At 37.8% G+C, this 24,712-nt stretch carries 21 protein-coding genes; 13 read left to right on the top strand and 8 right to left on the bottom strand.

Annotated features, from left to right (window positions below; genetic code table 11):
- The first annotated feature begins 46 nt into the window (after positions 1 to 46).
- The 8 genes from KTH84_RS12875 (at position 47) to astE (ending at position 11,693) form a co-directional block, all read left to right on the top strand.
- Positions 47 to 1,324, top strand: a complete 1,278-nt coding sequence (locus KTH84_RS12875; RefSeq protein WP_262473446.1) for a hypothetical protein — start codon at positions 47 to 49, stop codon at positions 1,322 to 1,324.
- Positions 1,325 to 1,737: 413 nt separating this feature from the next.
- Positions 1,738 to 3,171 (top strand): amino acid permease, encoded by a 1,434-nt coding sequence (locus tag KTH84_RS12880; protein WP_262473448.1) that lies wholly within the window; start codon positions 1,738 to 1,740, stop codon positions 3,169 to 3,171.
- Positions 3,172 to 4,200: 1,029 nt separating this feature from the next.
- Entirely contained in the window at positions 4,201 to 5,475 is a 1,275-nt protein-coding gene (locus KTH84_RS12885) for a Glu/Leu/Phe/Val family dehydrogenase (protein WP_262473450.1), read from the top strand.
- 136 nt (positions 5,476 to 5,611) lie between these two features.
- Entirely contained in the window at positions 5,612 to 6,826 is a 1,215-nt protein-coding gene (locus KTH84_RS12890; RefSeq protein WP_262473452.1) for an aspartate aminotransferase family protein, read from the top strand.
- 18 nt (positions 6,827 to 6,844) lie between these two features.
- On the top strand, positions 6,845 to 7,876 hold the full coding sequence (gene astA / locus KTH84_RS12895) for an arginine N-succinyltransferase (RefSeq protein ID WP_003653733.1): 1,032 nt from the start codon (positions 6,845 to 6,847) through the stop codon (positions 7,874 to 7,876).
- Positions 7,876 to 9,345 (top strand): succinylglutamate-semialdehyde dehydrogenase, encoded by a 1,470-nt coding sequence (gene astD, locus KTH84_RS12900; protein WP_262473453.1) that lies wholly within the window; start codon positions 7,876 to 7,878, stop codon positions 9,343 to 9,345. The genes astA and astD overlap by 1 nt, the downstream gene beginning before the upstream one ends.
- Positions 9,346 to 9,362: 17 nt before the next feature.
- A complete protein-coding gene (astB, locus tag KTH84_RS12905; protein ID WP_262473455.1) occupies positions 9,363 to 10,706 on the top strand; it encodes an N-succinylarginine dihydrolase in 1,344 nt (447 codons plus the stop codon).
- Between the two features lie 12 nt (positions 10,707 to 10,718).
- Positions 10,719 to 11,693, top strand: coding sequence for a succinylglutamate desuccinylase (gene astE / locus KTH84_RS12910; protein ID WP_262473456.1), 975 nt, complete (start codon positions 10,719 to 10,721; stop codon positions 11,691 to 11,693).
- A 60-nt stretch (positions 11,694 to 11,753) separates the two neighbouring features.
- On the opposite strand, the gene KTH84_RS12915 is transcribed toward astE, so the two are convergent.
- Complete coding sequence (locus tag KTH84_RS12915) at positions 11,754 to 12,515, bottom strand: hypothetical protein (protein ID WP_262473457.1); 762 nt, start codon at positions 12,513 to 12,515, stop codon at positions 11,754 to 11,756.
- A 596-nt stretch (positions 12,516 to 13,111) separates the two neighbouring features.
- Here KTH84_RS12915 and KTH84_RS12920 point away from each other — a divergent pair.
- Entirely contained in the window at positions 13,112 to 13,420 is a 309-nt protein-coding gene (locus KTH84_RS12920; protein WP_202743397.1) for a hypothetical protein, read from the top strand.
- Between the two features lie 35 nt (positions 13,421 to 13,455).
- Entirely contained in the window at positions 13,456 to 14,811 is a 1,356-nt protein-coding gene (locus tag KTH84_RS12925) for a S8 family peptidase (RefSeq protein WP_202743313.1), read from the top strand.
- Positions 14,812 to 14,913: 102 nt separating this feature from the next.
- On the opposite strand, the gene KTH84_RS12930 is transcribed toward KTH84_RS12925, so the two are convergent.
- Complete coding sequence (locus KTH84_RS12930) at positions 14,914 to 15,345, bottom strand: hypothetical protein (RefSeq protein ID WP_133971576.1); 432 nt, start codon at positions 15,343 to 15,345, stop codon at positions 14,914 to 14,916.
- A gap of 99 nt (positions 15,346 to 15,444) precedes the next feature.
- Positions 15,445 to 15,864, bottom strand: a complete 420-nt coding sequence (locus tag KTH84_RS12935; RefSeq protein ID WP_262473460.1) for a hypothetical protein — start codon at positions 15,862 to 15,864, stop codon at positions 15,445 to 15,447.
- A gap of 171 nt (positions 15,865 to 16,035) precedes the next feature.
- Here KTH84_RS12935 and KTH84_RS12940 point away from each other — a divergent pair, with 171 nt between their 5' ends.
- A complete protein-coding gene (locus tag KTH84_RS12940; protein WP_133971578.1) occupies positions 16,036 to 16,932 on the top strand; it encodes a LysR substrate-binding domain-containing protein in 897 nt (298 codons plus the stop codon).
- Positions 16,933 to 16,968: 36 nt separating this feature from the next.
- Here KTH84_RS12940 and KTH84_RS12945 read toward each other — a convergent pair whose 3' ends face one another.
- Positions 16,969 to 17,679 (bottom strand): aspartate/glutamate racemase family protein, encoded by a 711-nt coding sequence (locus tag KTH84_RS12945; RefSeq protein ID WP_262473463.1) that lies wholly within the window; start codon positions 17,677 to 17,679, stop codon positions 16,969 to 16,971.
- Positions 17,680 to 17,916: 237 nt separating this feature from the next.
- Positions 17,917 to 18,783, bottom strand: a complete 867-nt coding sequence (locus KTH84_RS12950) for a LysR family transcriptional regulator (RefSeq protein WP_262473465.1) — start codon at positions 18,781 to 18,783, stop codon at positions 17,917 to 17,919.
- Between the two features lie 108 nt (positions 18,784 to 18,891).
- Between KTH84_RS12950 and KTH84_RS12955 the strand changes: the two genes are divergently transcribed.
- The gene (locus tag KTH84_RS12955; RefSeq protein WP_262473466.1) at positions 18,892 to 19,794 is read left to right on the top strand and encodes a DMT family transporter; all 903 of its coding nucleotides are present in this window, start codon (positions 18,892 to 18,894) and stop codon (positions 19,792 to 19,794) included.
- Positions 19,795 to 19,861: 67 nt separating this feature from the next.
- The gene (locus tag KTH84_RS12960) at positions 19,862 to 20,146 is read left to right on the top strand and encodes a YciI family protein (RefSeq protein ID WP_262473468.1); all 285 of its coding nucleotides are present in this window, start codon (positions 19,862 to 19,864) and stop codon (positions 20,144 to 20,146) included.
- 70 nt (positions 20,147 to 20,216) lie between these two features.
- On the opposite strand, the gene KTH84_RS12965 is transcribed toward KTH84_RS12960, so the two are convergent.
- The 3 genes from KTH84_RS12965 to glyQ all read right to left on the bottom strand — a co-directional run bounded on the left by KTH84_RS12965 (position 20,217) and on the right by glyQ (position 24,328).
- Positions 20,217 to 21,047, bottom strand: a complete 831-nt coding sequence (locus KTH84_RS12965; protein ID WP_262473469.1) for a hypothetical protein — start codon at positions 21,045 to 21,047, stop codon at positions 20,217 to 20,219.
- A 234-nt stretch (positions 21,048 to 21,281) separates the two neighbouring features.
- Positions 21,282 to 23,351, bottom strand: coding sequence for a glycine--tRNA ligase subunit beta (gene glyS / locus KTH84_RS12970; protein WP_262473472.1), 2,070 nt, complete (start codon positions 23,349 to 23,351; stop codon positions 21,282 to 21,284).
- Positions 23,351 to 24,328, bottom strand: coding sequence for a glycine--tRNA ligase subunit alpha (glyQ, locus tag KTH84_RS12975; protein ID WP_002044989.1), 978 nt, complete (start codon positions 24,326 to 24,328; stop codon positions 23,351 to 23,353). The genes glyS and glyQ overlap by 1 nt, the downstream gene beginning before the upstream one ends.
- Between the last annotated feature and the right edge of the window lie 384 nt (positions 24,329 to 24,712).

A 24,712-nucleotide genomic window follows, 5' to 3' on the forward strand; every position in this document is an offset into this window, starting at 1 on the left:
CATTTTTGACATTGTATGTGGGAGTAAATTTTCTTTCGGTGTGAGCATGGATAAGCAAATTATTTTTGAAGACGAACACATTAGAGCCATTTTTTTACCAGGCGATTCTAATACATTGGTTCTCTCTTTTGGCGATTTGATTACCCGAGCGAGTGGCTTATCTGTCAATGCTGAAAAGTCCCTAGTTAAATACCAATACAATATTATTGGAATAATGCCAAAACAAAAATCATGGTTTCCTCAAGCGAGCATGATTGAGCTGGCGAAAACAATTTCGCCTGTTCTTCAGGGTTTTAAAAATATTGTAGGTTATGGCGGTTCGATGGGCGGCTATGCAGCAATCAAATATTCTAATTTATTGAATATGAACCGTGTGATTGCATTTGTACCTCAATATTCAATTGATCCTACTCAGGTTGAAGACCGACGCTATGCTGAGTTTTTCGATGCTGTAGCAAATAAAGACATGCAAATCCAGCTACCAGATGTGGATGCAGCGCGTGAATACGTCATTGTTTATGACCCTTATTTCTCAATTGACCGCGAACATTACCTAAAAATAAAAGAGCTATTACCAAACTTACATACGATTCATTTGCCATTTACTGGTCATGAAGCATTGTCAGTATTAGCAAGTTCAAGTTTATTGCATGATTTTATTGAGCATGAGTTTGACGAAATTTATTTCTATCAACAGGTTCGTAAGGTCAAAAAGCAAAGTAAATTTTATTTCCGTAATGTACTTGCACATGTTCTTACGCATCATGATGACATGTTGTTAAAAATATTACGCCAAAATGATTTTCAGCTTGATGAACGTTATTTTGATAATCAACTTAAACAGGCTATTACCCGTAGTCTTATAAAAGCAAAGCAGGCAACTGAGCTAGACTTCCAAAAACTGGGTATTAAGGTACAACAAACTCAGCAAGAGGTGAATTATAAAGAGGGGTTACAGAACAGCTTCGGCTCAATTTTGGTATTCAACCTCATTAATTCAAAGTTTGAGAGTTATGCTCTAGATGTTCTGTTAGCAAATAAGTCTTATTTAATTCCAATTGTGGCTGAACACACTGGTGTAGTGCACATTGAATTAAATAATGAAACTTATTTGTTAGGGATGAATGATCGCAAAGTCATTAAATTGTTCAAGCGCGAAGAGCCTTTAACATCTGATATGAGTCCATTTGTAATCAAAAAGTATTCCGACTTTTTTGCAATCAGCTATAAACAATTAAATTTATCTTGTGACGAACATGGGATGTGTGAATTTATAGAAGGTTCAATCCAGCCTACTGAACAACTGCTCTCAATCAGCTATTAAAACGCTATAGTGGTTAAATAAAGCTCAAGTCTAAAGATTTGGGCTTTATTTTTTGCTTAAAAAATATTTTTTTATTAATTTATTTGTATATTAAATTCAAAGTCATTATTTAAATAAATGATGTGTTTGTTTTGTGAATATATAGCGTATTAAATACAAGCATTATAAATTAGTGGAAAAAATATCATGCTTTAAAGTAAATGATCTTTGTATATGTATAAGTTAAATAAATGATTAAAGGCTAATTAAAATACAACTATAACTTTGAATTTGAATAAGTATTTGTTTTTTATTCATATATTATTTATGTGCTGAGAGGTTGTTTAAAATAAGTTCACTCTTTAAAGATAATTGCATATTTATTTTTTTATCCTAAAATGATTTTTTACTAAATTGTCGTTACAGTTTTTTATATGCAATCATTAAATTATCGGAATAATGATGCATCGCAACATGGAAGTTCTGCACCTTTGAAACGAGCAATGAGTACTCGACATTTGGTGATGATCTCCCTTGGCGGTGCCATAGGAACAGGTCTTTTTTTAGGGTCGGGTGATGTAATTTCCCAAGCTGGCCCGATTGGCGCAATTATTTCTTATTTTTTAGGCGGTTTAATTGCTTATACCGTGATGTTATGTCTCGGTGAACTTGCAGTTCATGTACCCGAATCGGGTTCTTTTGGCGAATATGCCCGCCGTTATATCGGTCCCGGTACGGGCTATATGATTACTTGGCTGTACTGGTTAACTTGGACTGCCACTTTGGGAACTGAGTTTACGGCCGCGGCTTTATTGGTTCGTGAATGGTTTCCAACTACTTCAGTTTGGGCGTGGACTTTGTGTTTTGGTGCGTTAGTTTTTTTCCTGAATGTTAGTTCAACGCGATTGTTTGCCGAGTCAGAATTTTGGTTGGCACTGGTCAAAGTTATTACAATTATCTGTTTTATTGGTTTGGGCTTGTTGGCAATTTTTGGTTTTATTCCTTTCCACGGACATGAGACAGCACCATTATTTAGTAATTTGACTGCACAAGGTTGGTTCCCTCACGGTTTATTTCCAATTTTTGCAACTATGCTGATCGTTAATTTCGCATTTTCGGGTACTGAGTTAATCGGCGTGGCGGCTGGTGAAACTGAAAATCCTGAAAAGACTGTTCCAAAGGCGATTAATGCAGCCATTTGGCGTCTATTAATTTTCTTTGCTGGCACAATTGTTGTGATTACTTCGCTATTGCCATTCGAGCTTGCCGGGTTGAATGCAAATGAAGTGAGTAATAGCCCCTTTGTGACTGTTTTTAATTACATTGGTATCCCTTATGCAGAAGACATTATTCGCTTTGTAATCATTACGGCTTTACTCTCAGCTGCCAATTCTGGTTTATTTGCTGCTTCACGTATGATGTGGTCACTTTCAGTAAAAAACCAATTACCAAAAATATTTTCAAAGCTTACTCCTTCAGGAACGCCAATCGTTGCTCTTATTGTGACGATGTTTGGTGCAATACCTGGATTGCTTTCAGAGCAGTTTGCCCCTGAGACGATCTTTAAAAATTTATTAGGTGTTGCAGCATTTACTATGGTGGTTGTGTGGATTGCAATTTGTGTATCTCAATTCAATTTCCGTAGACAGTGGTATAAATCTGGTAAAACAGCAAAAGATTTACGTTTCGCTGCCCCTTTATTTCCTTTGACTCCAATTGTGGGTGGTCTGTTCTGTGCTATTACGTGTATCAGTATGGTGGCTGATCCTTCGATGCACGTCGGCTTTATCTGTTGTATTATTTTTATTCTTCTATGTTATGCCAGCTACTTCATTTTTTATCACAAGAAAGATGTGGTACAGAGCTAATCCGTATATGTCTTCTCAAGCGTAGTCTAAAGGTCCCATTTGGGACCTTTTTTATGTTCTGTAGGAAATTAAAAATGGGTGAATTATATATTTTTTAAAAAAATGTTTTTTTGTTTTTAATCATGGAAACAAATGTTGTTTTGTAAATTTACCATTTGTCAGTTTTTTATTAATATTTATTTATTATAAATATTTGATTAAGTCTATGTTTAGTCTTGTTATTTAATTAATAGGTATTTTTAGTTTTTTAAAGTGGATGGGTAGGGGCGTTATAATATGGGTTTATTGTGGAGAATAGTTGGTTTTTTGGTGATTTTTAAAAAATTAAATTTATTAAGTCCCTGTTATTTAATATAAAAATTTTTTACATTTTTTAAATTTATGAGTTTTTAATTTCTATAATTTTTTTTTATTAGAGTTAAGGGTTTTTTAATATTTGTTGTTTTTTTATTATAAAAAATAATGCGATTTGATTATTTTTTCTTTGCTTATTTATTTTAAAATGTTCTAAATGAGCGTGCTCTATGCTATATTTATTGGAAGATTTTATATCTATGCTGCGGCTTAATTTTAAGTCGTATGTGTAGAAATAATTAATCTGTAGGATTATTGAACAAAGTTTATTTTTAAAAAGACTAATGGAGGGATCTATCGATTAGTCAAAAATAATTTTATGGACTCATGGTTTTTGTGAATCATGGTTCTTTTTAACTCCCAAACGGTTATGTCTCTTCTTTTGTATTCATATTTCAGCCGGCTGGTTTTAGTGGGTTGTGGTGAGTTTTTGCTTTTATAAAGCTTTCTTTATAAAAGCAATTTAGACAAAAGAAAACTTGTAAAAGATATCGATATATAAAAGTAGATCGTACTTTTAGTATCAACAAATGGAATTTAAAAAGTCTGATGCTTTAGAAGGGCAAAAGATTTGGTAAATAAACTAAGGCATTGTTATTGCAGAGTTTTAGTTGCTAAATAATAAAGATTGCAGATTTATCAAATCTGAATCTATGAAGGTATATAGGAAAAAAGATGGCAGATCTTTCATACGTAAATGAAAACAGCGATGCTTGGCAAACTTACTTGGCACAAATTGACCGTGTTGCTCCATATTTAGGTCACTTGGAAGAGTTTATCGACACTTTAAAACGCCCAAAACGTGCGCTTATTGTAGATGTGCCAATTGTAATGGATGACGGTTCTATCCAGCACTTTGAAGGTTACCGCGTACAACACAACTTGTCTCGTGGCCCTGGTAAAGGCGGTGTTCGTTACCATCCAAATGTTGATTTGAATGAAGTGATGGCGTTGTCTGCATGGATGACAATTAAAACTGCTGTTTTGAACTTGCCATTTGGCGGTGCAAAAGGTGGTATTCGTGTTGATCCCCGTAAATTATCAAATCGTGAATTAGAGCGTTTGACTCGACGTTATACGACTGAAATCGGTCACATTATTGGGCCTCAAAAAGATATCCCTGCTCCAGACGTTGGTACAAATGCCAACATTATGGGCTGGATGATGGATACTTATTCTACGAGCCAAGGTTACACAGTAACAGGTGTTGTAACTGGTAAACCAGTTCACCTAGGTGGTTCTTTAGGTCGTGTAAAAGCGACTGGTCGTGGTGTATTTGTTACAGGCCGCGAAGTAGCTGCAAAAATCAATTTAGCAATTGAAGGCGCGAAAATTGCTATTCAAGGTTTTGGTAACGTAGGTAGTGAAGCTGCTTTCTTGTTTGTTGAATCGAAAGCGAAAGTTACACACGTTCAAGACCATACAGGCACTATTTTCAATGCTGATGGTATTGACCTTGAAGCGTTACGTGATCACGTAAATGCAAATCAAGGTGGTGTTGGCGGCTTCGCTGGTGCGCAATCAATTGCTGATGAAGATTTCTGGACAGCAGAAGTTGACATTATTGTTCCTGCTGCATTGGAAGGTCAAATCACTGTTGAACGTGCTCAAAAACTTAAAGCTAAGTTGATTTTAGAAGGTGCAAACGGCCCGACTTATCCTAAAGCTGAAGATGTGTTAGTTGAGCGTGGCATTGTTGTAGTACCTGACGTTGTATGTAACGCCGGCGGTGTAACTGTAAGTTACTTCGAATGGGTTCAAGACATGGCGAGCTACTTCTGGACCGAAGAAGAAATCAATGAGCGTTTAGACAAATTGATGGTTCAAGCTATGGATGACGTTTGGAACGCAGCGAATAGCAATGCTTGTACTTTACGTACAGCAGCTTACATCTTGGCATGTGAGCGTATTTTAAAAGCTCGTAAAGAGCGCGGTATTTTCCCAGGCTAATCTGCGGAAATTACTTTTAGAAAAAGTGGTCTGAGCAAATATAAAGGATGTTATAGGGTCTATTTGTTCAGCCGCTTTTTCTGAATTATTAAAATTCAAGTGATATCGAATATATTAAATAAATACTGAGGTAAGCATGGAACAGCCAATTTCTGTAACTCGAAGCAACTTTAACGACTGGATGGTTCCAGTTTTTGCACCGGCAAATTTCATTCCTGTACGTGGCGAAGGTTCACGTATCTGGGATCAAGAAAATAAAGAATACATTGATTTTGCAGGCGGGATTGCAGTAAACGCATTAGGTCATGCGCATCCAGTGGCAGTAAATGCTTTAACAGAACAAGCAACAAAACTCTGGCATGTAGGCAATGGTTATACCAATGAACCTGTTCTACGCCTTGCAAAACAACTCACCGAAAATACGTTTGCAGACAAAGTTTTCTTCTGTAACTCAGGTGCAGAAGCTAACGAAGCGGCACTAAAACTTGCACGTAAAGTGGGTTTAGACAGTGGTGTTACTGGTAAAAGTGGCATTGTGGCATTTAAAAATGCTTTCCATGGTCGTACCTTATTTACCGTTTCGGCAGGTGGTCAGCCTAAATACTCACAAGACTTTGCACCGCTTCCAAATGGTATCAACCATGTTGCCTTTAATGATTTAGACGCAGCAAAAGCGGTAATTAATGAGCAGACATGTGCAGTTATTGTTGAACCGATCCAAGGTGAAGGCGGCGTTATTCCTGCTGACATCGAATTTTTAAAAGGTCTGCGCGCACTATGTGATGAGTTTGGTGCCTTACTTATTTTTGATGAAGTACAAACTGGTGTAGGCCGTACAGGTTCACTTTATGCCTACATGAATACCGGTGTTATTCCAGATGTGCTTACAACTGCAAAAGCACTAGGTGGTGGTTTCCCAGTCGGTGCAATGTTAACAACTGATAAATTTGCTCCGCATTTTTCAGTCGGTACGCACGGTACGACTTACGGTGGTAATCCGTTAGCAAGTGCAGTTGCAGGTGCAGTATTTGAATTTATTAATACACCTGAAGTGCTTGAAGGCGTAAAGCATCGTTATCAATATTTCCTTAACGCACTTAATACTTTAAATACTGAACATCAGATTTTTGAAGAAATTCGAGGTCAAGGTTTACTCATTGGTTGCGTATTAAAAGCTGAATATGCAGGAAAAGCGAAAGATATTACGACTTGGGCAGGTGAGGAAGGATTACTTGCTTTAATTGCAGGTCCAGATGTTGTTCGTTTTACTCCGTCTCTCATTATTCCTGAACAAGATATTGATGAAGGGATTGCTCGTTTAAAAAGAGCATTGGCAAAATTGGCTAAATAAAAAAAAGGAAAGCTAGCCATGATGATTGTCCGTCATGCCGAGTTTCGAGATCTTGAAGATATTTATAAATTAGCAGGTAAGTCGGGTGTAGGCCTGACTTCCTTGCCACAAAATATGGATACACTTTCGGCTCGAATTTCACGTACTCGCAATACTTTAAATGGCAATGTCCATAAAAGTGAACAAGGCTATTTGTTTGTTCTTGAAGATACAGAAGCTCAACGTGTTATTGGGTTAAGTGCAATTGAGGTTGCTGTAGGACTCATGGAACCTTGGTACAACTTTCATGTTGGAACACAAGTGCACGCTTCAAAGGCATTAAATGTTTATAAGTCATTACCGACTTTATTTTTAAGTAATGACAGAACAGGTAGTAGTGAACTCTGTACATTATTTTTAGATCCAGAGCGTCGTGAAAACCAAAACGGTAAATTCTTATCGAAAATCCGTTTTATGTTTATCGCTGCCTTTAAGCAATATTTCGAGAAAAAATTAATTGCCGAAATGCGTGGTTTCTCAGACGAAAATGGATGTTCTCCATTTTGGGATGCGATTGGTCACCATTTCTTTAATATGGATTTCTCAACTGCCGACTATTTAAGCGGAATTGGGCAAAAAGTATTTATTGCAGAGCTTATGCCACGTTTTCCGGTCTATGTAGATCTCTTGCCAAAAGATGCGCAAGAGGTGATTGGAAAAATGCATCCACAAACTTTGCCTGCCTATCATGTGCTTGAGTCAGAAGGTTTACGCTATCAAGGATATGTCGATATTTTTGATGCGGGTCCAACGGTTGAAGCCAATATTGATGAATTACGCGCAGTAAAAGAAAGTCAGTTATTAAACGTCAAAATTACAAGTGAAGCTGCGGTCGGTAAGACCCAATATCTCGTTGCTAATGATAATTATCATGACTATCGCGCAATGCTGATGAAGCTTGATCTTGTTGATAACACTATAAATTTAACGCATGAACAAGCTGAGAACCTCGGTGTACAAGAAGGTCATGTTGTTCGTGTGCTATCACTCAATCCAATGGAAGTATCCTGATGTCAAACTCTTTATTTATAAACGGTGTCTGGTTACAAGGCAGCGGCACAACATTTGTAAAAACAAATCCAGTTGATAACCAAACTGTATGGTCAGGTGCTGAAGCAACTGCTGCTGATGTAGAGCAAGCTTGCCAAGCTGCGCGTACTGCATTTCCAGCATGGGCGCGTTTACCTTTTGCAGAGCGTGTAGCGATTGTTGAAAAGTTTGCAGCTTTGCTTGAAGAAAATAAAAAGCACTTAGCAGAAGTGATTAGCCAAGAAACCAGCAAGCCATTTTGGGAAACGCTAACTGAAGTTCAGTCAATGATTGGTAAGGTTGCGATTTCAATTCGTGCCTATCACCAGCGTACAGGTGAAAGCTCAACTGAAATGGCTGATGGTGTGGCATCTTTACGCCATCGTCCGCATGGTGTGCTTGCAGTTTTTGGTCCATATAACTTTCCGGGCCATTTACCAAATGGGCATATTGTTCCTGCATTACTTGCAGGCAATACCGTGGTATTTAAACCAAGTGAATTAACACCTTGGACTGCTGAAGAAACTGTAAAACTTTGGCAGCAAGCGGGTTTGCCAAATGGTGTGATGAACTTGGTGCAAGGTGGTCGTACCACTGGTGAAGCGCTAGCTGCTTCACATGAAATTGATGGTTTATTGTTTACCGGAAGTGCGAACACAGGTTATCACCTACATAAACAAATGGCGGGTGCTCCAGAGAAAATCCTTGCGCTAGAAATGGGTGGCAATAATGCATTGATTATTGATGAAATTATCGATATTGATGCTGTGGTTAATCTTACTATTCAATCTGCTTTTGTTTCGGCGGGTCAACGTTGTACATGTGCACGCCGCATCTTGGTAAAAAATGGCCCAGAAGGTGATGCATTTATTCAACGTTTTGTTGAGGTTGCTAAAAACCTAAAAGTTGGTCGTTGGAACGATGAACAACAACCATTTATGGGTGGTGTGATCTCTTCAGTTGCTGCAACAAACATGATGCTTGCTCAGCAAAAATTGCTTGAGCTAGGCGCAAAAAGTTTATTGCCAATGACGCGTCCGCAAGATGACAGTTCACTACTTACGCCGGGCATTGTTGACGTAACAGGTGTGACAGATATTCCAGATGAAGAATATTTTGGTCCACTGACAACCATTCAACGTTATGACAACTTTGATGAAGCATTGAAAATTGCAAATGCAACTCGCTTTGGTTTGTCTGTTGGTCTGGTTTCTCCAAAACGTGAATTGTTTGATCAAGTACTTATTGAAGCGCGTGCCGGTATTGTGAACTGGAATAAGCCATTAACAGGTGCTTCAAGTGCTGCGCCATTTGGTGGTGTAGGGGCATCGGGTAACCATCGTGCGAGCGCCTTTTATGCAGCTGATTATTGTGCTTGGCCAATGGCTTCACTTGAAAGTGACAGCTTAACCTTACCAGAAAAATTATCTCCAGGGATTGTGTTGCCTTAAACACTAGGGAAAGAAAAATGAAAGGATATGAAGTAAATTTCGATGGTTTAGTGGGACCAACACATCACTATGCGGGTTTGTCGTTTGGGAATGAAGCATCGACAAAAAACCGTAATAATGCCTCTAATCCAAAATTAGCAGCTAAACAAGGCTTGCTAAAGATGAAAGCCTTAGCTGATTTGGGTATGAAGCAGGGTGTACTTGCTCCGCATGAGCGTCCTCATGTTCCAATGTTACGCCGTTTGGGTTTTACAGGAGATGACATTAGTGTTGTTGCTCAAGCAATGCGTCATTCACCTGAACTCTTATCATCGTTAAGTTCTGCTTCGCCAATGTGGACTGCAAATGCAGCAACAGTTTCACCTTCGGCAGATAGCCAAGATGAACGGGTACATTTTACCGCAGCGAACTTAAATAATAAGTTTCACCGTTCGATTGAAGCGGAAACAACAAGCCAAGTTTTACAAGCAATCTTTAAAAATGAACGCCATTTTGTACACCATGAAGCATTGCCACAAGTGGCTTTGTTTGGTGATGAAGGTGCAGCAAATCACAATCGTTTAGGTGGTGATTATGCTAAGCGTGGGGTTCAAGTTTTTGTTTACGGTCAACAACATTTAAATAATGGGTTGCCGGGACCAAAACGTTATCCTGCTCGTCAGACACGTGAAGCAAGCGAAGCAATTGCGCGTTTGCATCGTTTAGATGATGCACATACAGTTTTTGTTCAACAAAATCCGGATGTGATTGATCAAGGCGTTTTTCATAACGATGTTATTGCGGTCAGCAACCAACAGGTTTTATTCCATCATCAACATGCCTTTTTAAATCAAGATCAGGCTTTTGCTGAAATTCGTCAAAAAATGGCAAGCATCGGTGAAGACTTTATCTCGATTGAAGTTCCTGAAAATCGCCTTACCGTTGACGATGCAGTAGCAACATATTTATTTAATAGCCAGATTTTGACACGTCCAGATGGTGGAATGACCATTGTTGTGCCAGAAGAGTCGCGCCAGAATAAGGCAGTGTGGGGTTATTTGAACGATATGGTTCAGATGGGTACACCAATTGATGCTATTCAGGTTTATGACTTACGTGAAAGTATGCGTAATGGCGGTGGTCCGGCATGTTTACGTTTACGCGTAGCTTTAAATGAAACCGAGTTAAATGCTGTAAATCCAAAAGTATTAATGAATGATCAATTGTTTGGCACACTCAATCAATGGGTAGATAAACATTATCGTGATCGTTTAGCTCAAGAAGATTTAGCTGATCCGCATTTATTGATGGAAAGCCGTATGGCGCTTGATGAGCTGACCAAAATTTTAGGTTTGGGTTCGGTTTATCCTTTCCAAAAATAATGAGGAGGTGACATGCAAGACTTTCTAGCATTAACCTTACAAGGTGAGCAGCCAGCAACACGTGAAGGAAAACAAGATAATTTTTCTTGGCGTTGGTTGGGTGAGGGAATTCTTGAATGTACCCCACATGCACAGTACGACAAAGCCGTTGTACTGTCAGCTGGGGTACATGGTAATGAAACAGCACCAATTGAATTGTTGTCTCATCTTTGCACAGATTTATTTGCCGGACGCTTAAACCTTGCTGTAAGGTTGCTGTTTGTACTGGGTAATCCCTATGCAATGCGTCAAGGTAAGCGTTATGTGCATGACGATGTGAACCGAATGTTCTGCGGTACATATAAAACTCTGCCAGTGACCGAAGAATCGAAGCGAGCTGAGGTTTTAGAGCAAGTGGTGACAACATTCTTTCAAGAAAGTTCAAGCCAAGCAAAACGTTATCATTATGATTTGCACACAGCCATTCGAGCATCTTTATTGCCGACGTTTGCTTTGTTTCCCTATCAAACGCATGCTTATGATGTTGATTTGACGGCAAGTCTAGAAGCGGCCGATTTAGATGCTTTGGTTTATCACAATGCGGTAGGCAAAACGTTTACACATTTTACCAGTGAGAATTTTAAAGCAGCCAGTGCAACTTTAGAGTTGGGTAAAGCTTTGCCATTTGGACAAAATGACTTGAGTCAGTTTGCCGCAATTGATCAAGTTATTCGTCATGTCGTTTCTGAGCAGGCTTTGCCGACACGCAATAAAGTGAAAATTCGAGTGTTTAAAGTATCGGACTCTTTAATTAAAAAAGATGAAGATTTTCTGATGAACTTATCAGCTGAAGCTCCAAATTTTTCGACTTTTACAAAAGGTGAAATCATTGCGACACAACCTTCTGGTAATTATGTAGTAGAGCAAGATCAGGTCTGGATTTTATTTCCAAATCCAAATGTGAAACTTGGTTTACGTGCAGGTTTGGTTTTAACTGAAACGAGCTGAATGGTTGATTTCAAATAAATAAAAAAGGGCGATTAATCGCCCTTTTTTGTGCATCACTTATTAGTTAGTACCGAAAAGACCTTTAATCCAAGATTTCTTTTCCGCTTTTTGTGTAGACGCTTGCGCATCTGCATTTACACTTGCATTCATTCCAACAGGGGCAACATTAACACCAACATTTACGCCAGTATTAGCATTGATTGCATGCGCTGGTTGAGCAGCATTTAACTGTGCTTGAGCATCTGCTTTTGTGTCTGCAACAAACTCTTTTTGCTCAGCTTGATTTTGAGCTACGCGAGTTTTTACAGCATCTACATGCGCTTGAGCATCAGCTTGTTTTTCAGCAGTAAATTCTTTTTTGTCAGCTTGTTTTTCAGCAAACTTAGTTTTTACAGCATCAACACTTGCTTTTGTATCTGCTTTAGCTTCAACTGCTAGGTTTTTAGTACCCGTTGCAGCTTTAGTTGCTAAGTTTTTAGTACCTGTTGCAGTTTTAGTTGCAAAGTTTTTAGTACCCACTGCAGCTTCAGTTGCTAGGTTTTTAGTACCCGTTGCAGCTTTAGAAGAAAGTTCAGTAACTTTACCAGTTGTTTTTTTAGTTGCTTTAACCGTAGTGTCAGCAGCGACATGACCAGCATGTTTTGCCGTTTTACCTACAGTATGTGCAGTATTTTTGACTGTGTTGGCTACGCCACTAACAAGACCACCTGGTTGTACATTGACTTGGGCAGAAGCATCTGCATTAACGCCCGCACTTTGTGCAAAAATAGAGGCAGAAGCAAGAACACTTGCAGTAACGATAGCTGTTTTCATCATTTTCATTGCGATATCCTTCAAAGAATATACCTTTTTAGTGAGGTATTTCATAAACGCTAGGGCATCATAGCCAACACTTACAAGCTTGGGAATTGTCTTCATCAAAATGTTACAACAGTGTTACGTTGAGTAAACACACTAGGGGTAAATTGTGAAGATTAATAAAAATTAATAATAAAGTGAAAAAGAATGTTTATTTGTTAGTTATTCTAATTATATTGGCTTAATTTTATCTTTTTATTTTTTAAAAAATTAAAGTTCAAATTTTCTTGAAGTTACTCTTCTTTTCATCAGGTACTGATATCTCTAATTGTGATTTGAGTCTCATTATTTATTAGTGGGGGACGGCATAGTTATTGCTTATTATAAGAATAAGATGCTTTTTAGCACTTTTTTGAACCGCCTTCTGTCAGAAATATAAATGTACAGGGCAGAACAACATTTTTGCTTATTCGGTTGTGGATATTTCTACTTCTCTTGTGGGTATATATTTCATTCATTAGATTTTTCACATGAAATATATTTTAAGAAATGCCTCTTTGTTTCGAATAATCAAAAATAAAAATAGATGTCTATAAACAAAAGAACAGAGATCTTAAATGATGAAAATTATTGCTTCCTTTCTTGTATTGGTCGGCTTGGTCGCCGTTGTTCTCTATTTTAAGCCCACAAGTGGTGCATCTGATGTGTTCAATTCGGCTTTACGTGAATCGAATTCAGCACAACCAGATACATCGTCTTTTCTTTCTAAACTTAAGGAGCCTACTCAACCTAAAAATCTATCTCAACATTCAACTCATCCTCAAGTGGTATCAGTGGATACCGTTCCTTTTTACGACACAAAAAGTGATCTTTCGATTCAACCGATTGATCCAGAAAAAGATCCAGCAAATGAAATAAAAGCGAAATAAACAAATTGTTAGTTGAAAAACTACGGAGAAAAATAATGCAAAGTAAAACGTTATTTCTATTAGGTCTATGTACGATTTTAAGTACAACTGCATCCGCTCTTCCTTTAGATTCTAAAGGTGCTAAGCAGCGATTAAATCAAGCAGCAAAACAAAAAGTATTTCAGGGTAAAATCGATTTAGATGCCTTGGTCAATAATGATTCGAATGATCTTATTGTCGAATATAATATTCCTTCGGTGAGTGTACCTTCAGGTTTAGAACGGCGAAGTTATATTGCAACAAATAAGAAGAATTTACAGGCAAGGTTTAACCGCGCTGGTGGCGTTCAAGTACTTCGGGACTACAATAATTTGCCTTTAGCTTTTTATCGGGTGAGTAACCGCGAAGCATTAGTTACTTTATTAAATGATCCGAATGTTAAAGCAGTTTATCCAAATCGTATTAATCAAACCACGACCAACGAAAGCTTACCTTTAATTAATCAACCACAGGCAAACACCAATGGTTTTACTGGAGAAGGCTCTAGTGTGGCAGTGATTGATACAGGTGTGAATTATCTTCACTCTGATTTTGGTTGTACGGCAGTGAACACACCTTCAAACACTTGTCGGGTTGTTTACTCATTTGATAGTGCACCAGATGATGGCACTTTAGATGATGATGGACATGGTAGTAATGTTTCAGGCATTGTGTCGAAAGTTGCGTCTAAGACTAAAATTATTGGTATTGATACCTTCCGACGTGTTCGAGTGAATGGTCAGTGGGGGAGTACTGCTTATGACAGCGATATCCTGGCGGCTTTAAATTGGACTGTAAATAATGCGCAAACTTATAATATTAAAGCGGTGAATTTAAGCCTTGGTGTGCCAGGTGTTAAATATACTTCAGAGTGTAGTAATAGCAGCTATGCAACCGCATTTGCCAATGCACGTGCAGCAGGTGTGGTTCCGGTTGTAGCATCAGGAAATGATGCTTTTTCAGATGGAATTTCGTCTCCTGCTTGTGTTGCTGGTGCAGTAAGAGTAGGGGCTGTTTATGACAGTAATATTGGTGGCGTGTCTTGGGGAAATCCAGTGAAATGTTCTGACCCAACTACCGCCGCAGACAAGGTGGCATGCTTTAGTAATGGTGGCAGCCTTGTAACTTTACTAGCACCAGGTGCAATGATTACGGCAGGTGGATACACCATGGGTGGTACATCTCAAGCGACACCACATGTGGCGGGCGCGATTGCTTTATTACGAGCAAATAGTGTGAGTCCAACTGAAAGTATTGATCAAACCATTAGCCGTTTAAAAACGACAGGTAAGCCAATTACTGACGCAAGAACAGGCTTAATTTTCCCGCGTATTGATTTGCTAGCAGCAACAAATGGCTTGATTGCTAATTAAATAGCTTATTTATAATTTTTAAAATGAGGTCCAAGAAATTTTAAAATGGCTATAGCCCGTTGCAAAAGTTAGCTTCTGCAACGGGTTTTCTATGAAAGAGTATTAATTACACTTTGCTAAATTAGCTGCATTAAAATTACTTTGGAGCTTTTTGAAATTATTTTGAATTTCTGGATCTTGAATATTAAAGGTGGTCGAGCTTTTGGTTGTCGTGTTAGTTGCTTGATTTAATATGCCAGACTCATCAGGATATTGTTGGGTGAATGATGTGGCTGAAATTAGACCTCTATCATTAAATATCCAGTGTTCAGTAACGTGTCCGCCCCCTAAATATCCCGTAAACTCAATCATACAAGCTTGCTTATCTTGTTTAATTAATTTGGCTACATTACCTGTAGTTGATGGATAAGCTTCGATATTTGTATCTTGCTCTAAAACTTGTGCCTGAGAATAAGAAGAAACAGGTGCTGAGGTTGCACATGCAGTTAAAGCCAAGCAGCATAGTGTTGAAAAGAGAAGTTTTTGACTATTCATAAGGCAGATTCCTAGCTCTTTATAGTGAGTGGTATTTATGTCTAGATTGATATTTGTATTTTATATTAAAGCGCGAAGTTATCGCGCTATCCAAAAAAATTAGTTAACCGTAGTGCTAGATTTACTTAACTCACCTTGTTCTATTGGGATGTTTTCACCGTTTCGGCTACTGGTAATATTTTGCTTAGCTTGATCTATTTTTGTTTCAGTAAAAGCTTTTGCTGTATCCGCTTTTTGTTGAACGACTTCTGCCTTTTCAGCAGTAAATTCTTTGGTGTTTTTCCACTTTTCACTAATTTTATTTGAGGTTTTTTCGGAAGCACCTTGAATATTGTCTCCTAAATTTTGTATGCCTTTTCCTGTTTTGTATAACAATACACGACCTAAACTTGGGTTATCACCATATGGTTGTGCTTTAGAAGTTGTTTCGCCCACTTGTTGTGGTTGCGTTGTTTCTGCAAATAAGGTTGATGAAGCCAACATAGAGGTCGCAATACATAAAATTTGTATGGTTTTCATTTTGGATAAATCTCCCCAACCAGAATCAAAAGATGAAGTGGTGATCTTACTGTTAAAAATAAAGCTTGTACTGCAATGAGATAAAACCCATACGATTTGATTACGATAAATCATCATTTCAAATATAATTAAATACCGTATCTAAATTTCTAGAATGATCTGGAGCCTCAAGTGATACAAAACATTGAATTAAAATGGTTATATGACCTGATTGTTCTAGAAAAATACCGAAATTTTACAGTCGCTTCTGATATTAGAAATATTTCTCAGTCTTCGCTGAGTCGTCGTATTCAAGCCTTAGAAAGTAGTCTTGGTTTTGAAGTGTTTGATCGAGAAACTTCTCCTTTACAGTTAACGGAGAAGGGGAAGCTTTTTATATTACATGCTAGAAATTTACTAGATGATTTTGAGTTTAATATAGATCAAATTAAAGGTGACAATCATGTGCGAAGCAAAGTCACGATTGCTTCTGCGCATTCTTTGGCGGGTTATATTTTTCCTAAAATTTTAGGAAATTTAAAAAATTACCAAGAAAAGATTTTTCATGTTGAAGCAATCAATGTGAATGAAACCGTAGATTCTCTTAAAAATGGTCAATGTGACTTTATTGCATCTTTTTATGATGATGACTTAATGAATCCACAATTTTTGTGCCATAAGTTGTTTTCTGCAAAGCTTTATTTAGTCACGGCTCCAAATCATTTAAGTCGACCTAAATTTTCACTAGAAGATACTTCAATTCCACTCATGAACTATACCGATGACAGTTACATGGGGAAAAAGGTAAATAAATTTCTACAAGATCATCATCCGGACAAGTTTGAGACAAATTTTGTGTCTTCAATGAGTCTATTACTTAAGGATATGATCAAAGGTGGCTATGGCGTAGGGTGGTTACCTGATTACAGCATTCAAGATGAGTTAAAACAAAATCAGTTGATGATCGTACCAATGAAAGAGTCAGTACTGTCTGTCGATATTTATTTATATCGCAGTAGTGCTAGGCTTAATGCGACTTCTGAAGGATTATGGAATTTTGTGAAGGCAATTGATTGGACCATTGCCTAAATTAATTATGCATAATTTGCATTAAATTTTATTTAATCATGCGGCTGATGCTGTTAATGAGTTCTGATACCACGCAATCGCATTTTTAATGAGTAAATCGGTAGCATCAACAAACAGTTCAGGATTTTCTTGGATACTGTCTTGTAAGATGAGTGGAATTTCAGTACACGCTAATAAGAATTTTATGCTTTTGTTTTGTCTATAAAAATGAATAACCTCACTCATAAGTTGTTTTGATTTTTCGATATTTCCTGCTTTGTATTGATAGATACTTTGCATCACTTTGTGTTGCATCTCAACAGATGGGGTAGAGAAACGAATATTGTTTTGGATGAACTGGCTTTGATAAAGCTGAGTGCTTATGGTGGCAGACGTCGCAAGAATACAAACTTCAGCAATTTGGCTGTCTTGGATAAAATGAACCGCAGATTCAATAATACTAATCATTTTGGTTTGGGTACGTTGCTGTAACTGGTTAAACCAAAAGTGGGCAGTATTGCAGGGAATAATGATACAGCCGACCTGTGCCGCTTCTAAAATTTTAAGATATTCAGCCATTTTTTCGAGTGGTTTATCATCATGATTGATAATCGATTGTGTTCTATCTGGGATGTCTGGAATAGAAACCGTGATGACAGGAATATGCTCTTGATCGCAATGTGCTGGCGTATTTTTAATAATTTTATCCATGGCATCAATCGTGGCTTGTGGACCCATACCACCTAAAATTCCAATTGCTTTATTCATGTTGAATGACTCAAAAAATACGTTATGTACTTAGCATCTGCTTCTTTTGAGTGATGTCGTTGCAAAAAGCGGATGGGTCATGCAGTTTATGTTTTTATAATTAATTCTTAATTTTTAATATGATTTTGTTTTATATAAATAAAATTAAAATATTTAAAATGTCGCGATGTGTTTTATGCATCATTATTTTATGTAAAGCATAGCGTTTTACATAGATAATTTCATTCGAATGCACAGCTAAGCTATAAATTCTGACTTAATTAATTCTAAAAACATATCTCTCGCTTTGTGGTTGCTCACATTCTTATGCCAGAAAAACTGATTTTGCATAAAGGCAAGATGTTCAAATTTATAACCTCGAATGTTGGTTAAATTTTTATATTGCTCAAAAAGACTCTTTGGTACTAAAGACACGCCGGAGCCTGCACTCACACAACCAATAATGGTGGCATAACTGGTAATGCTGGTAATTGGAAGTGAGATATTTTTGAGCTTAAGCCATTCTTCAAGAGCAGCGCGGTAAGGGCAACCTTCAGTCCACATAAAAATTTCTTTACCAATCAAGTCTTCTTGGCAGTGGATTTCACCGAAAGATTCGGGGGCAATTAAAATAATTTCTTCTTGATAAATACCGAGTTTATTTAACATTGGAAACTCAATATTACCAGCGACAATAGCCCCGTCGAGTTTATGCTGAGAAATATCAACTAATAGCTGTTTCCATGTGCCAGTAATAATTTGAATGGAAACCTCTGGATAGCGTTGATGATATTTCGCGAGTAAGTTGGGTAAACGGGTTGTGGCAGAAGATTCAATAGCCCCAATTTTTAGTGGGCCAGACGGCGGTGCGTCAGGATGAATACTACGTTTGGCTTCATCACATAGCGCCAAAATTTTATGACAATAATTAAGAAAAATTTCTCCAGATGGAGTGAGCTTTAAACTTTTTCCTTCACGATAAAACAAAGGTGAACCCAGTTCTTCTTCAAGTTGTTTAATGCGTGTCGTAATGTTGGATGGGACACAATGCAGTTGCAGTGATGCCTTAGTCATCGTGCCACACTCAACTACAGTCTGAAACATTTTTAACTGAGCGATATCCATATTTTATCATTCACTTTTAATGAATATTTAACTCAATATAAGTTAATTTTATTCAACTATCCATGCGCATATGATGAAAGAGTTCCTTTCCATTAGTGCAGACTTAGCATGGCAATTTCTCTTGCTGCTGAAACACAGCCTCCGGCAATTAAGCTTTATTTGTGTATTGCTGTGACCGTCTTTTGTTGGGGTTATTCACCTATTGGCGTACATAGTGCTCTGCATTCATATACACCGCAGCATATTGCTTTGCTCCGCTTCTTGATTGCCTCAGTTTTCTTACTACTTTTGGTCATGAAAAAAGGAATTCAGCCTTTAAAGTGGAAAGATATTCCTGCACTTGGTGTATTAGGATTTTTCTCTGTGACCTTGCATCACTTACTTATAAATACGGGACAGCAATATGTGAGTGCGGTTGCATCCAGCATTTTGAGCCAATCCATTCCGCTATTTACCTTTATTATTTCAGCTTTACTTTTTAAAGAGCAAATCCGCTTCAAACAGTGGTTGTGTATTTTATTGGGGCTTTGCGGTGCTGTATTAGTGGTCAGTGGAGATCATGGTCTTGGCGTGCCAAGTCCTTATAGTTTATTGATTGTTTTAGCTGCAATTGCATGGGGCCTTTATTTTAATTTATATAAAAAGTTTGCTTTAAATTATGATGCCCTGAGCATGATGTGCTACATCATTTGGTTCGGAACCATTCCTTTACTATTTTATAGTGCTCATTTACCTAATGAAATTTTACATGCTACTTGGCAAGCCAATATGTCGATTGTCTTATTGGGTATTTTCCCAAGTGCGATGGCTTATGTATTTTGGGGATATGTACTTAAAAATATGCCGCTAACGATTGCATCGAATTTTTTGTATTGCTCGCCAATTATCGCAATGAGTTTGGCAGTTCTCTTCTTAAATGAAAAACCATCAATGATTGTGCTATTAGGTGGAGTAATTATTGTAGGAAGTTTGGTGTGGATGAATTGGGGGAATCGGCGTACCATCGAATAAGCTATAGATAATTAAACGATCTGTAGATTAATGCTATGTCATGCGCTAGTTGCTTTAAGAGAATGAAATGATTGTTGTTACCTTGACCTATAAAAAACCATTAGCCGAAGTTGATGCTGTACTAAAAGGGCATATTGCATTTTTAGACCATTACTATGAGCAGAGGAAATTTTTGGCATCGGGGCGTCGAGAAAATAGGGTAGGTGGAGTGATTTTAGTTTTAAGCTATTCAATTCAAGAAGCTGAAGAAATCATGAAAAATGATCCGTTTTATATTCATGATGTGGCTGATTATGATTTTATGTGGTTTGAGCCATCGAAAAGTTTAGAAGAAATTAAAGAGTTTGTTTAATTAAATGAGAGAACTGCTTAAGCTTAAGTAGTTCTCTATTATATTTATTTGATATTAATTAGTAATTTTATTATTGTTCAACGATATAAATATTATTTTGAAATACATCCCCTTTGCTTGTTTTAACTACACCAACACATAAATTGTCAGGAGTTTGAATAAAAGAAACTAAGGATGTATCTGCATTAGTTTTACAGTTCTTTTGCTTGTTCTCATCAAATGCTTTTAAATTTAATTGATGTTGTAAATCTAAAGTGAATACTTGGCTAAGAGCACTAAATGCTTGATCTGCTTTTTGCATAAATAACAAATTATTTTGAGCATCCCACTCAGATAAAGAAATACGTTCCTTACTCACATAGTGATATAAGCGTTTTGTATCTGCATTATTATCTGCCGCATTTTTAAATTGAGTCTTTAAACCAAAATTTACTTTTACAATTGGTTTTTCACGAAAAGAAAGACGTGAATAAGGCACAATTTTGACTTCTGATGCCTGATTTAAACCTAGCAGTTTGAGTGTGGGATCTGCTTTATTTTGGGTAAAAGAGTCGGTAATTTTTTGTTGTATTAACTGGTCAAATTTAATAGGTTGATTAAGAGAGCTTTTTTCAATGGCTGAACTATTTGCACTTTTGTCAATTGCCATCGCAACACCTACTCCAATAAGACCAAACATTCCAGAAGCTGGGCTGGCCGAAGCATTGCTTGAATCACCAACTAATATTTGGCTGTTCTTTACAAAGTAATCGCCTGCACCTGATTCTGTCATTGAAGAAAGTTGTTCTGAAGAAACAGAAATAGATGTTTGTTTACCCGCAGCTGGATATTGAATAGACTTTGTTGTTGCACATCCAGTAAATAATAATGTTGATATAAGTAATAAATTTAAGTTTTTCATTGCAATGGCACTTTGTTAAGTTTGGTAATTATTTGTTCTAGTTTATTGAATTATGGATTAAATGTGAAGGTAGTAAATAATTCTTATTTATTACTTGATTGCAAAATAATCGTTTATAATTTTACTGAGCGAAATTCTTCAATAAGAAATCATTAAAAAACCATGTTTCCGATTTAAATCAAAAACATGGTTTTAATAAGACTTAATTATACAAAAATTAATTTCTATATAATTTTAACCCTGTAATACACTTACATCAGCGATAGCAGTAAACAGGTTGCGTAACTGAGCCAATAAGCGTAAACGGTTTGCTTTCAGGTCAGCATCATCCGCCATTACCATGACACCATCAAAGAATGCATCAATCGGAGCACGAAGTGCTGCAAGCTTAGAAAGAGCAGCTGTGTAATCTTTTGCGGCAAGTAATGGCTCAACCACAGGTGTCACTGCTTGAAGCTCAGCAAATAATGCTTTTTCAGCATCTTCAACTAAGTTTGCTTCAACTACAGAACCTTCTGGCGCTGCTTCTTTTGCAAGAATGTTAGCAACACGTTTGTTTGCAGCAGCAAGTGCAGCAGCTTCAGGCAGAGCACGGAAGTGGTTTACAGCATTTACACGCTTGTCAAAATCAAGTGGAGATTTTGGTGCAAGCGCTTGAACGGCTTGAAGCACATCAACAGCAACGCCTTGGTCTTCATACTTGGCACGGTAACGACCTTCCAAGAATGCAACAGCATCAGCACGCGTTTTGTCGTGGTCTTTAACGATATCGCCATAACCTTGAAGTGCGAGATTTACCAGTTCTTCAATCGTTACGTCCAATTCATTTTCAATGATTAAACGTAAGATACCAATTGCTGAACGACGAAGAGCAAACGGGTCTTTAGAACCTGTAGGCGCTTGTCCAATACCGAAAATACCAACCAGCGTATCTAAACGGTCAGCAAGGGCAATCGTTGTACCAGTTTTGGTTTTTGGTAAAACATCGCCAGCGAATTTTGGTAAATATTGTTCGCCTAAAGCTTCTGAAACTTCAGTGTTTTCGCCTTCAATGCGTGCATAATAAGTACCCGCAATACCTTGAAGTTCTGGGAACTCACCAACAAGCTCTGAAGTTAAGTCGCATTTAGCAAGTAACGCAGCTTTTTCAGCATCTGCTGGGTTTGCACCAGTGATTGCAGATAATGCGACAGCAAGTTTTGCAATACGTGTCGATTTGTCCCAAAGCGTACCCAATTGTGCTTGGAATACCATGTTTGCCAATTTTTCTTTACGAGATGCAAGCGGTTGCTTTTGATCTTGTAAAAAGAAGAATTCAGCATCAGACAAACGAGGGCGAACAACTTTTTCGTTACCTTCAATAATTTGAATCGGGTCTTTAGACTCAATATTTGAAACAGTAATGAAGTAAGGTTGTAATTTACCTTCCGCATTGATCAAACAGAAATACTTCTGGTTGTCTTGCATTGTCGTAATGAGTGCTTCTTGAGGAACAGCAAGGAAGCGCTCTTCAAAGTTTGCACGAAGGGCAACTGGCCATTCAACGAGGCTTGTTACTTCATCAAGTAAGTCACTTGGAACAATCGCAGTTGCGTTAACTTCATCAGCTAACTTTTTCACTTGTTCTTGAATGGTCGCTTGACGCTTTTCAAAGTTTGCAACCACATATGCTTTTTCTAAAGCAGCTAGGTAGTCATTTGCATGCGCTAAAGCCACAGCTTCAGGTGCATGGAAACGGTGGCCATAAGTCACATTACCAGCTTTATGATCTTGAATAGTCGCGTCAACGATTTGGTCGTCTTTCAGTAAGAGAACCCATTTCACTGGACGTACAAATTCGGTACGGCTTGCAGCAGAACGCATACGCTTAGCAATTGGTAAGTTATCTAGCGCAGTTTGTAAAATTTGTGGCAGTAAAGCATCAAGGCTTTGACCTTTCACATCTTTTAAATAGCAAACTTTTTCAACTTTACCAGCTTGGAAAGTAGAAAGTTGGTCAACAGTAATCCCTTGACCACGCATAAAGCCTTCGAGTGCTTTAGTTGGTTTACTTTCTGCATCGTAAGCCGCTTGAACAGCAGGGCCATCAAAACGTTTTTGTGTATCAGCTTGAGCAGCATCGATATCAACAATTTTAAGCGCTAAACGACGTGGAGCTGCATAAGCTTCGATAGATGCAAAATTTAAGCCCGCATCTTTTAAGCCTTTTACCGTTTCTGCTTGTAATGCATCACGTAAGTTTTTTAAACTTTTTGGTGGAAGTTCTTCACAGCCAAGTTCGAATAAAACAGTATGTTTGCTCATTAGTTTTTCTCCGCCTTTGCTGCTTCACTTTCAGCTTGTGCTTTTAGCTGTGCCAATACTTCATCACGTAAGTGTGGTTCTGCCATTGGGAAGCCAAGCTCTGCACGTGCTTGTACATAACTTTGTGCAATTGCACGAGCTAAAGTACGGACACGTAAAATGTAGCGTTGACGCTCAGTCACAGAAATTGCGCCACGTGCATCAAGCAAGTTAAAAGTATGAGATGCTTTAACCACTTGCTCATAAGCAGGAAGAGAAAGTTTTGCTTCAATTAAACGATTTGCTTCTGACTCATAAAAGTCAAAGAGTTCAAATAGTTTTTCAACTGGAGCATATTCAAAGTTATAAGTCGATTGCTCAACTTCATTTTGATGGAATACGTCGCCGTAAGTCACAGTACCGAATTGGCCTTTCGTCCAAACAAGGTCATAAACCGAGTCAACACCTTGAAGGTACATTGCAAGACGTTCTAAACCGTAAGTGATTTCACCTGTTACTGGATAACATTCAACGCCACCGACTTGTTGGAAGTAAGTGAACTGAGTCACTTCCATACCGTTAAGCCAAACTTCCCAACCTAAGCCCCAAGCACCTAGCGTCGGAGATTCCCAGTTGTCTTCTACGAAACGGATGTCGTGAGTAAGTGTATCAATTCCAATTGCTTTTAAAGAATCGAGATAAAGCTGTTGGATGTTGTCTGGGTTTGGCTTAAGTACTACTTGGAACTGGTAGTAGTGTTGCAAACGGTTCGGGTTTTCACCATAGCGGCCATCTTTTGGACGACGTGAAGGTTGAACGTATGCAGCATTCCAAGTTTCAGGCCCTAAAGCACGTAAGAATGTTGCGGTGTGGAATGTTCCAGCGCCCATTTCCATGTCGTACGGTTGTAGTACGACGCAGCCTTGTTCGGCCCAATAGTTTTGTAGGGCAAGAATTAAACCCTGAAATGTATCAATATGCGATATAGCACGACTCATGGTGCATCCACTGGAATCAAACAAAAATTGTGGTTAAGTATAAGGATTTTGGTGGTGAGTGGCAAAGGCTAGTTGGGGGATTACGTCCCGTTTTTTAAATGCTGTTTGAGATCTGCTCTGAGTAGTAATATCCAATAGATGACGGCATAGGTCAACGAAAATGGACCTAATACATAGAAGAATTCAATCATAAAGAATTCAAACTGTTCTAGTGGTGCGAATATCAACATAAGTAAGGTTGGAATGACGTACGTAAGAAACAGCGCGCTTAGAATGACGGTAAAAAAATTAATACGATGATACCTATGTAATTTAAGTTGAACAAAAATGGCAGGAAAAAATACGAAGATGTAGTAGATAAGGAGTAAGAATCCAATAAATAAT

It is taken from the genome of Acinetobacter sp. WU_MDCI_Abxb74 (genome assembly GCF_025513915.1).
GTDB lineage: Bacteria > Pseudomonadota > Gammaproteobacteria > Pseudomonadales > Moraxellaceae > Acinetobacter > Acinetobacter calcoaceticus_C.

What these genes read in the sequence shown, in the direction of transcription:
- KTH84_RS12920 (WP_202743397.1), top strand. Translation starts at nt 13,112, where the DNA reads ATGAAAATTATTGCTTCCTTTCTTGTATTGGTCGGCTTGGTCGCCGTT.
- astE (WP_262473456.1), top strand. Translation starts at nt 10,719, where the DNA reads ATGCAAGACTTTCTAGCATTAACCTTACAAGGTGAGCAGCCAGCAACA.
- KTH84_RS12925 (WP_202743313.1), top strand. Translation starts at nt 13,456, where the DNA reads ATGCAAAGTAAAACGTTATTTCTATTAGGTCTATGTACGATTTTAAGT.
- KTH84_RS12885 (WP_262473450.1), top strand. Translation starts at nt 4,201, where the DNA reads ATGGCAGATCTTTCATACGTAAATGAAAACAGCGATGCTTGGCAAACT.
- astA (WP_003653733.1), top strand. Translation starts at nt 6,845, where the DNA reads ATGATGATTGTCCGTCATGCCGAGTTTCGAGATCTTGAAGATATTTAT.
- KTH84_RS12965 (WP_262473469.1), bottom strand. Translation starts at nt 21,047, where the DNA reads ATGAAAAACTTAAATTTATTACTTATATCAACATTATTATTTACTGGA.
- glyQ (WP_002044989.1), bottom strand. Translation starts at nt 24,328, where the DNA reads ATGAGTCGTGCTATATCGCATATTGATACATTTCAGGGTTTAATTCTT.
- KTH84_RS12890 (WP_262473452.1), top strand. Translation starts at nt 5,612, where the DNA reads ATGGAACAGCCAATTTCTGTAACTCGAAGCAACTTTAACGACTGGATG.
- KTH84_RS12955 (WP_262473466.1), top strand. Translation starts at nt 18,892, where the DNA reads ATGGCAATTTCTCTTGCTGCTGAAACACAGCCTCCGGCAATTAAGCTT.
- KTH84_RS12945 (WP_262473463.1), bottom strand. Translation starts at nt 17,679, where the DNA reads ATGAATAAAGCAATTGGAATTTTAGGTGGTATGGGTCCACAAGCCACG.
- glyS (WP_262473472.1), bottom strand. Translation starts at nt 23,351, where the DNA reads ATGAGCAAACATACTGTTTTATTCGAACTTGGCTGTGAAGAACTTCCA.
- KTH84_RS12930 (WP_133971576.1), bottom strand. Translation starts at nt 15,345, where the DNA reads ATGAATAGTCAAAAACTTCTCTTTTCAACACTATGCTGCTTGGCTTTA.
- KTH84_RS12935 (WP_262473460.1), bottom strand. Translation starts at nt 15,864, where the DNA reads ATGAAAACCATACAAATTTTATGTATTGCGACCTCTATGTTGGCTTCA.
- astB (WP_262473455.1), top strand. Translation starts at nt 9,363, where the DNA reads ATGAAAGGATATGAAGTAAATTTCGATGGTTTAGTGGGACCAACACAT.
- KTH84_RS12880 (WP_262473448.1), top strand. Translation starts at nt 1,738, where the DNA reads ATGCAATCATTAAATTATCGGAATAATGATGCATCGCAACATGGAAGT.
- KTH84_RS12915 (WP_262473457.1), bottom strand. Translation starts at nt 12,515, where the DNA reads ATGAAAATGATGAAAACAGCTATCGTTACTGCAAGTGTTCTTGCTTCT.
- astD (WP_262473453.1), top strand. Translation starts at nt 7,876, where the DNA reads ATGTCAAACTCTTTATTTATAAACGGTGTCTGGTTACAAGGCAGCGGC.
- KTH84_RS12950 (WP_262473465.1), bottom strand. Translation starts at nt 18,783, where the DNA reads ATGGATATCGCTCAGTTAAAAATGTTTCAGACTGTAGTTGAGTGTGGC.
- KTH84_RS12960 (WP_262473468.1), top strand. Translation starts at nt 19,862, where the DNA reads ATGATTGTTGTTACCTTGACCTATAAAAAACCATTAGCCGAAGTTGAT.
- KTH84_RS12875 (WP_262473446.1), top strand. Translation starts at nt 47, where the DNA reads ATGGATAAGCAAATTATTTTTGAAGACGAACACATTAGAGCCATTTTT.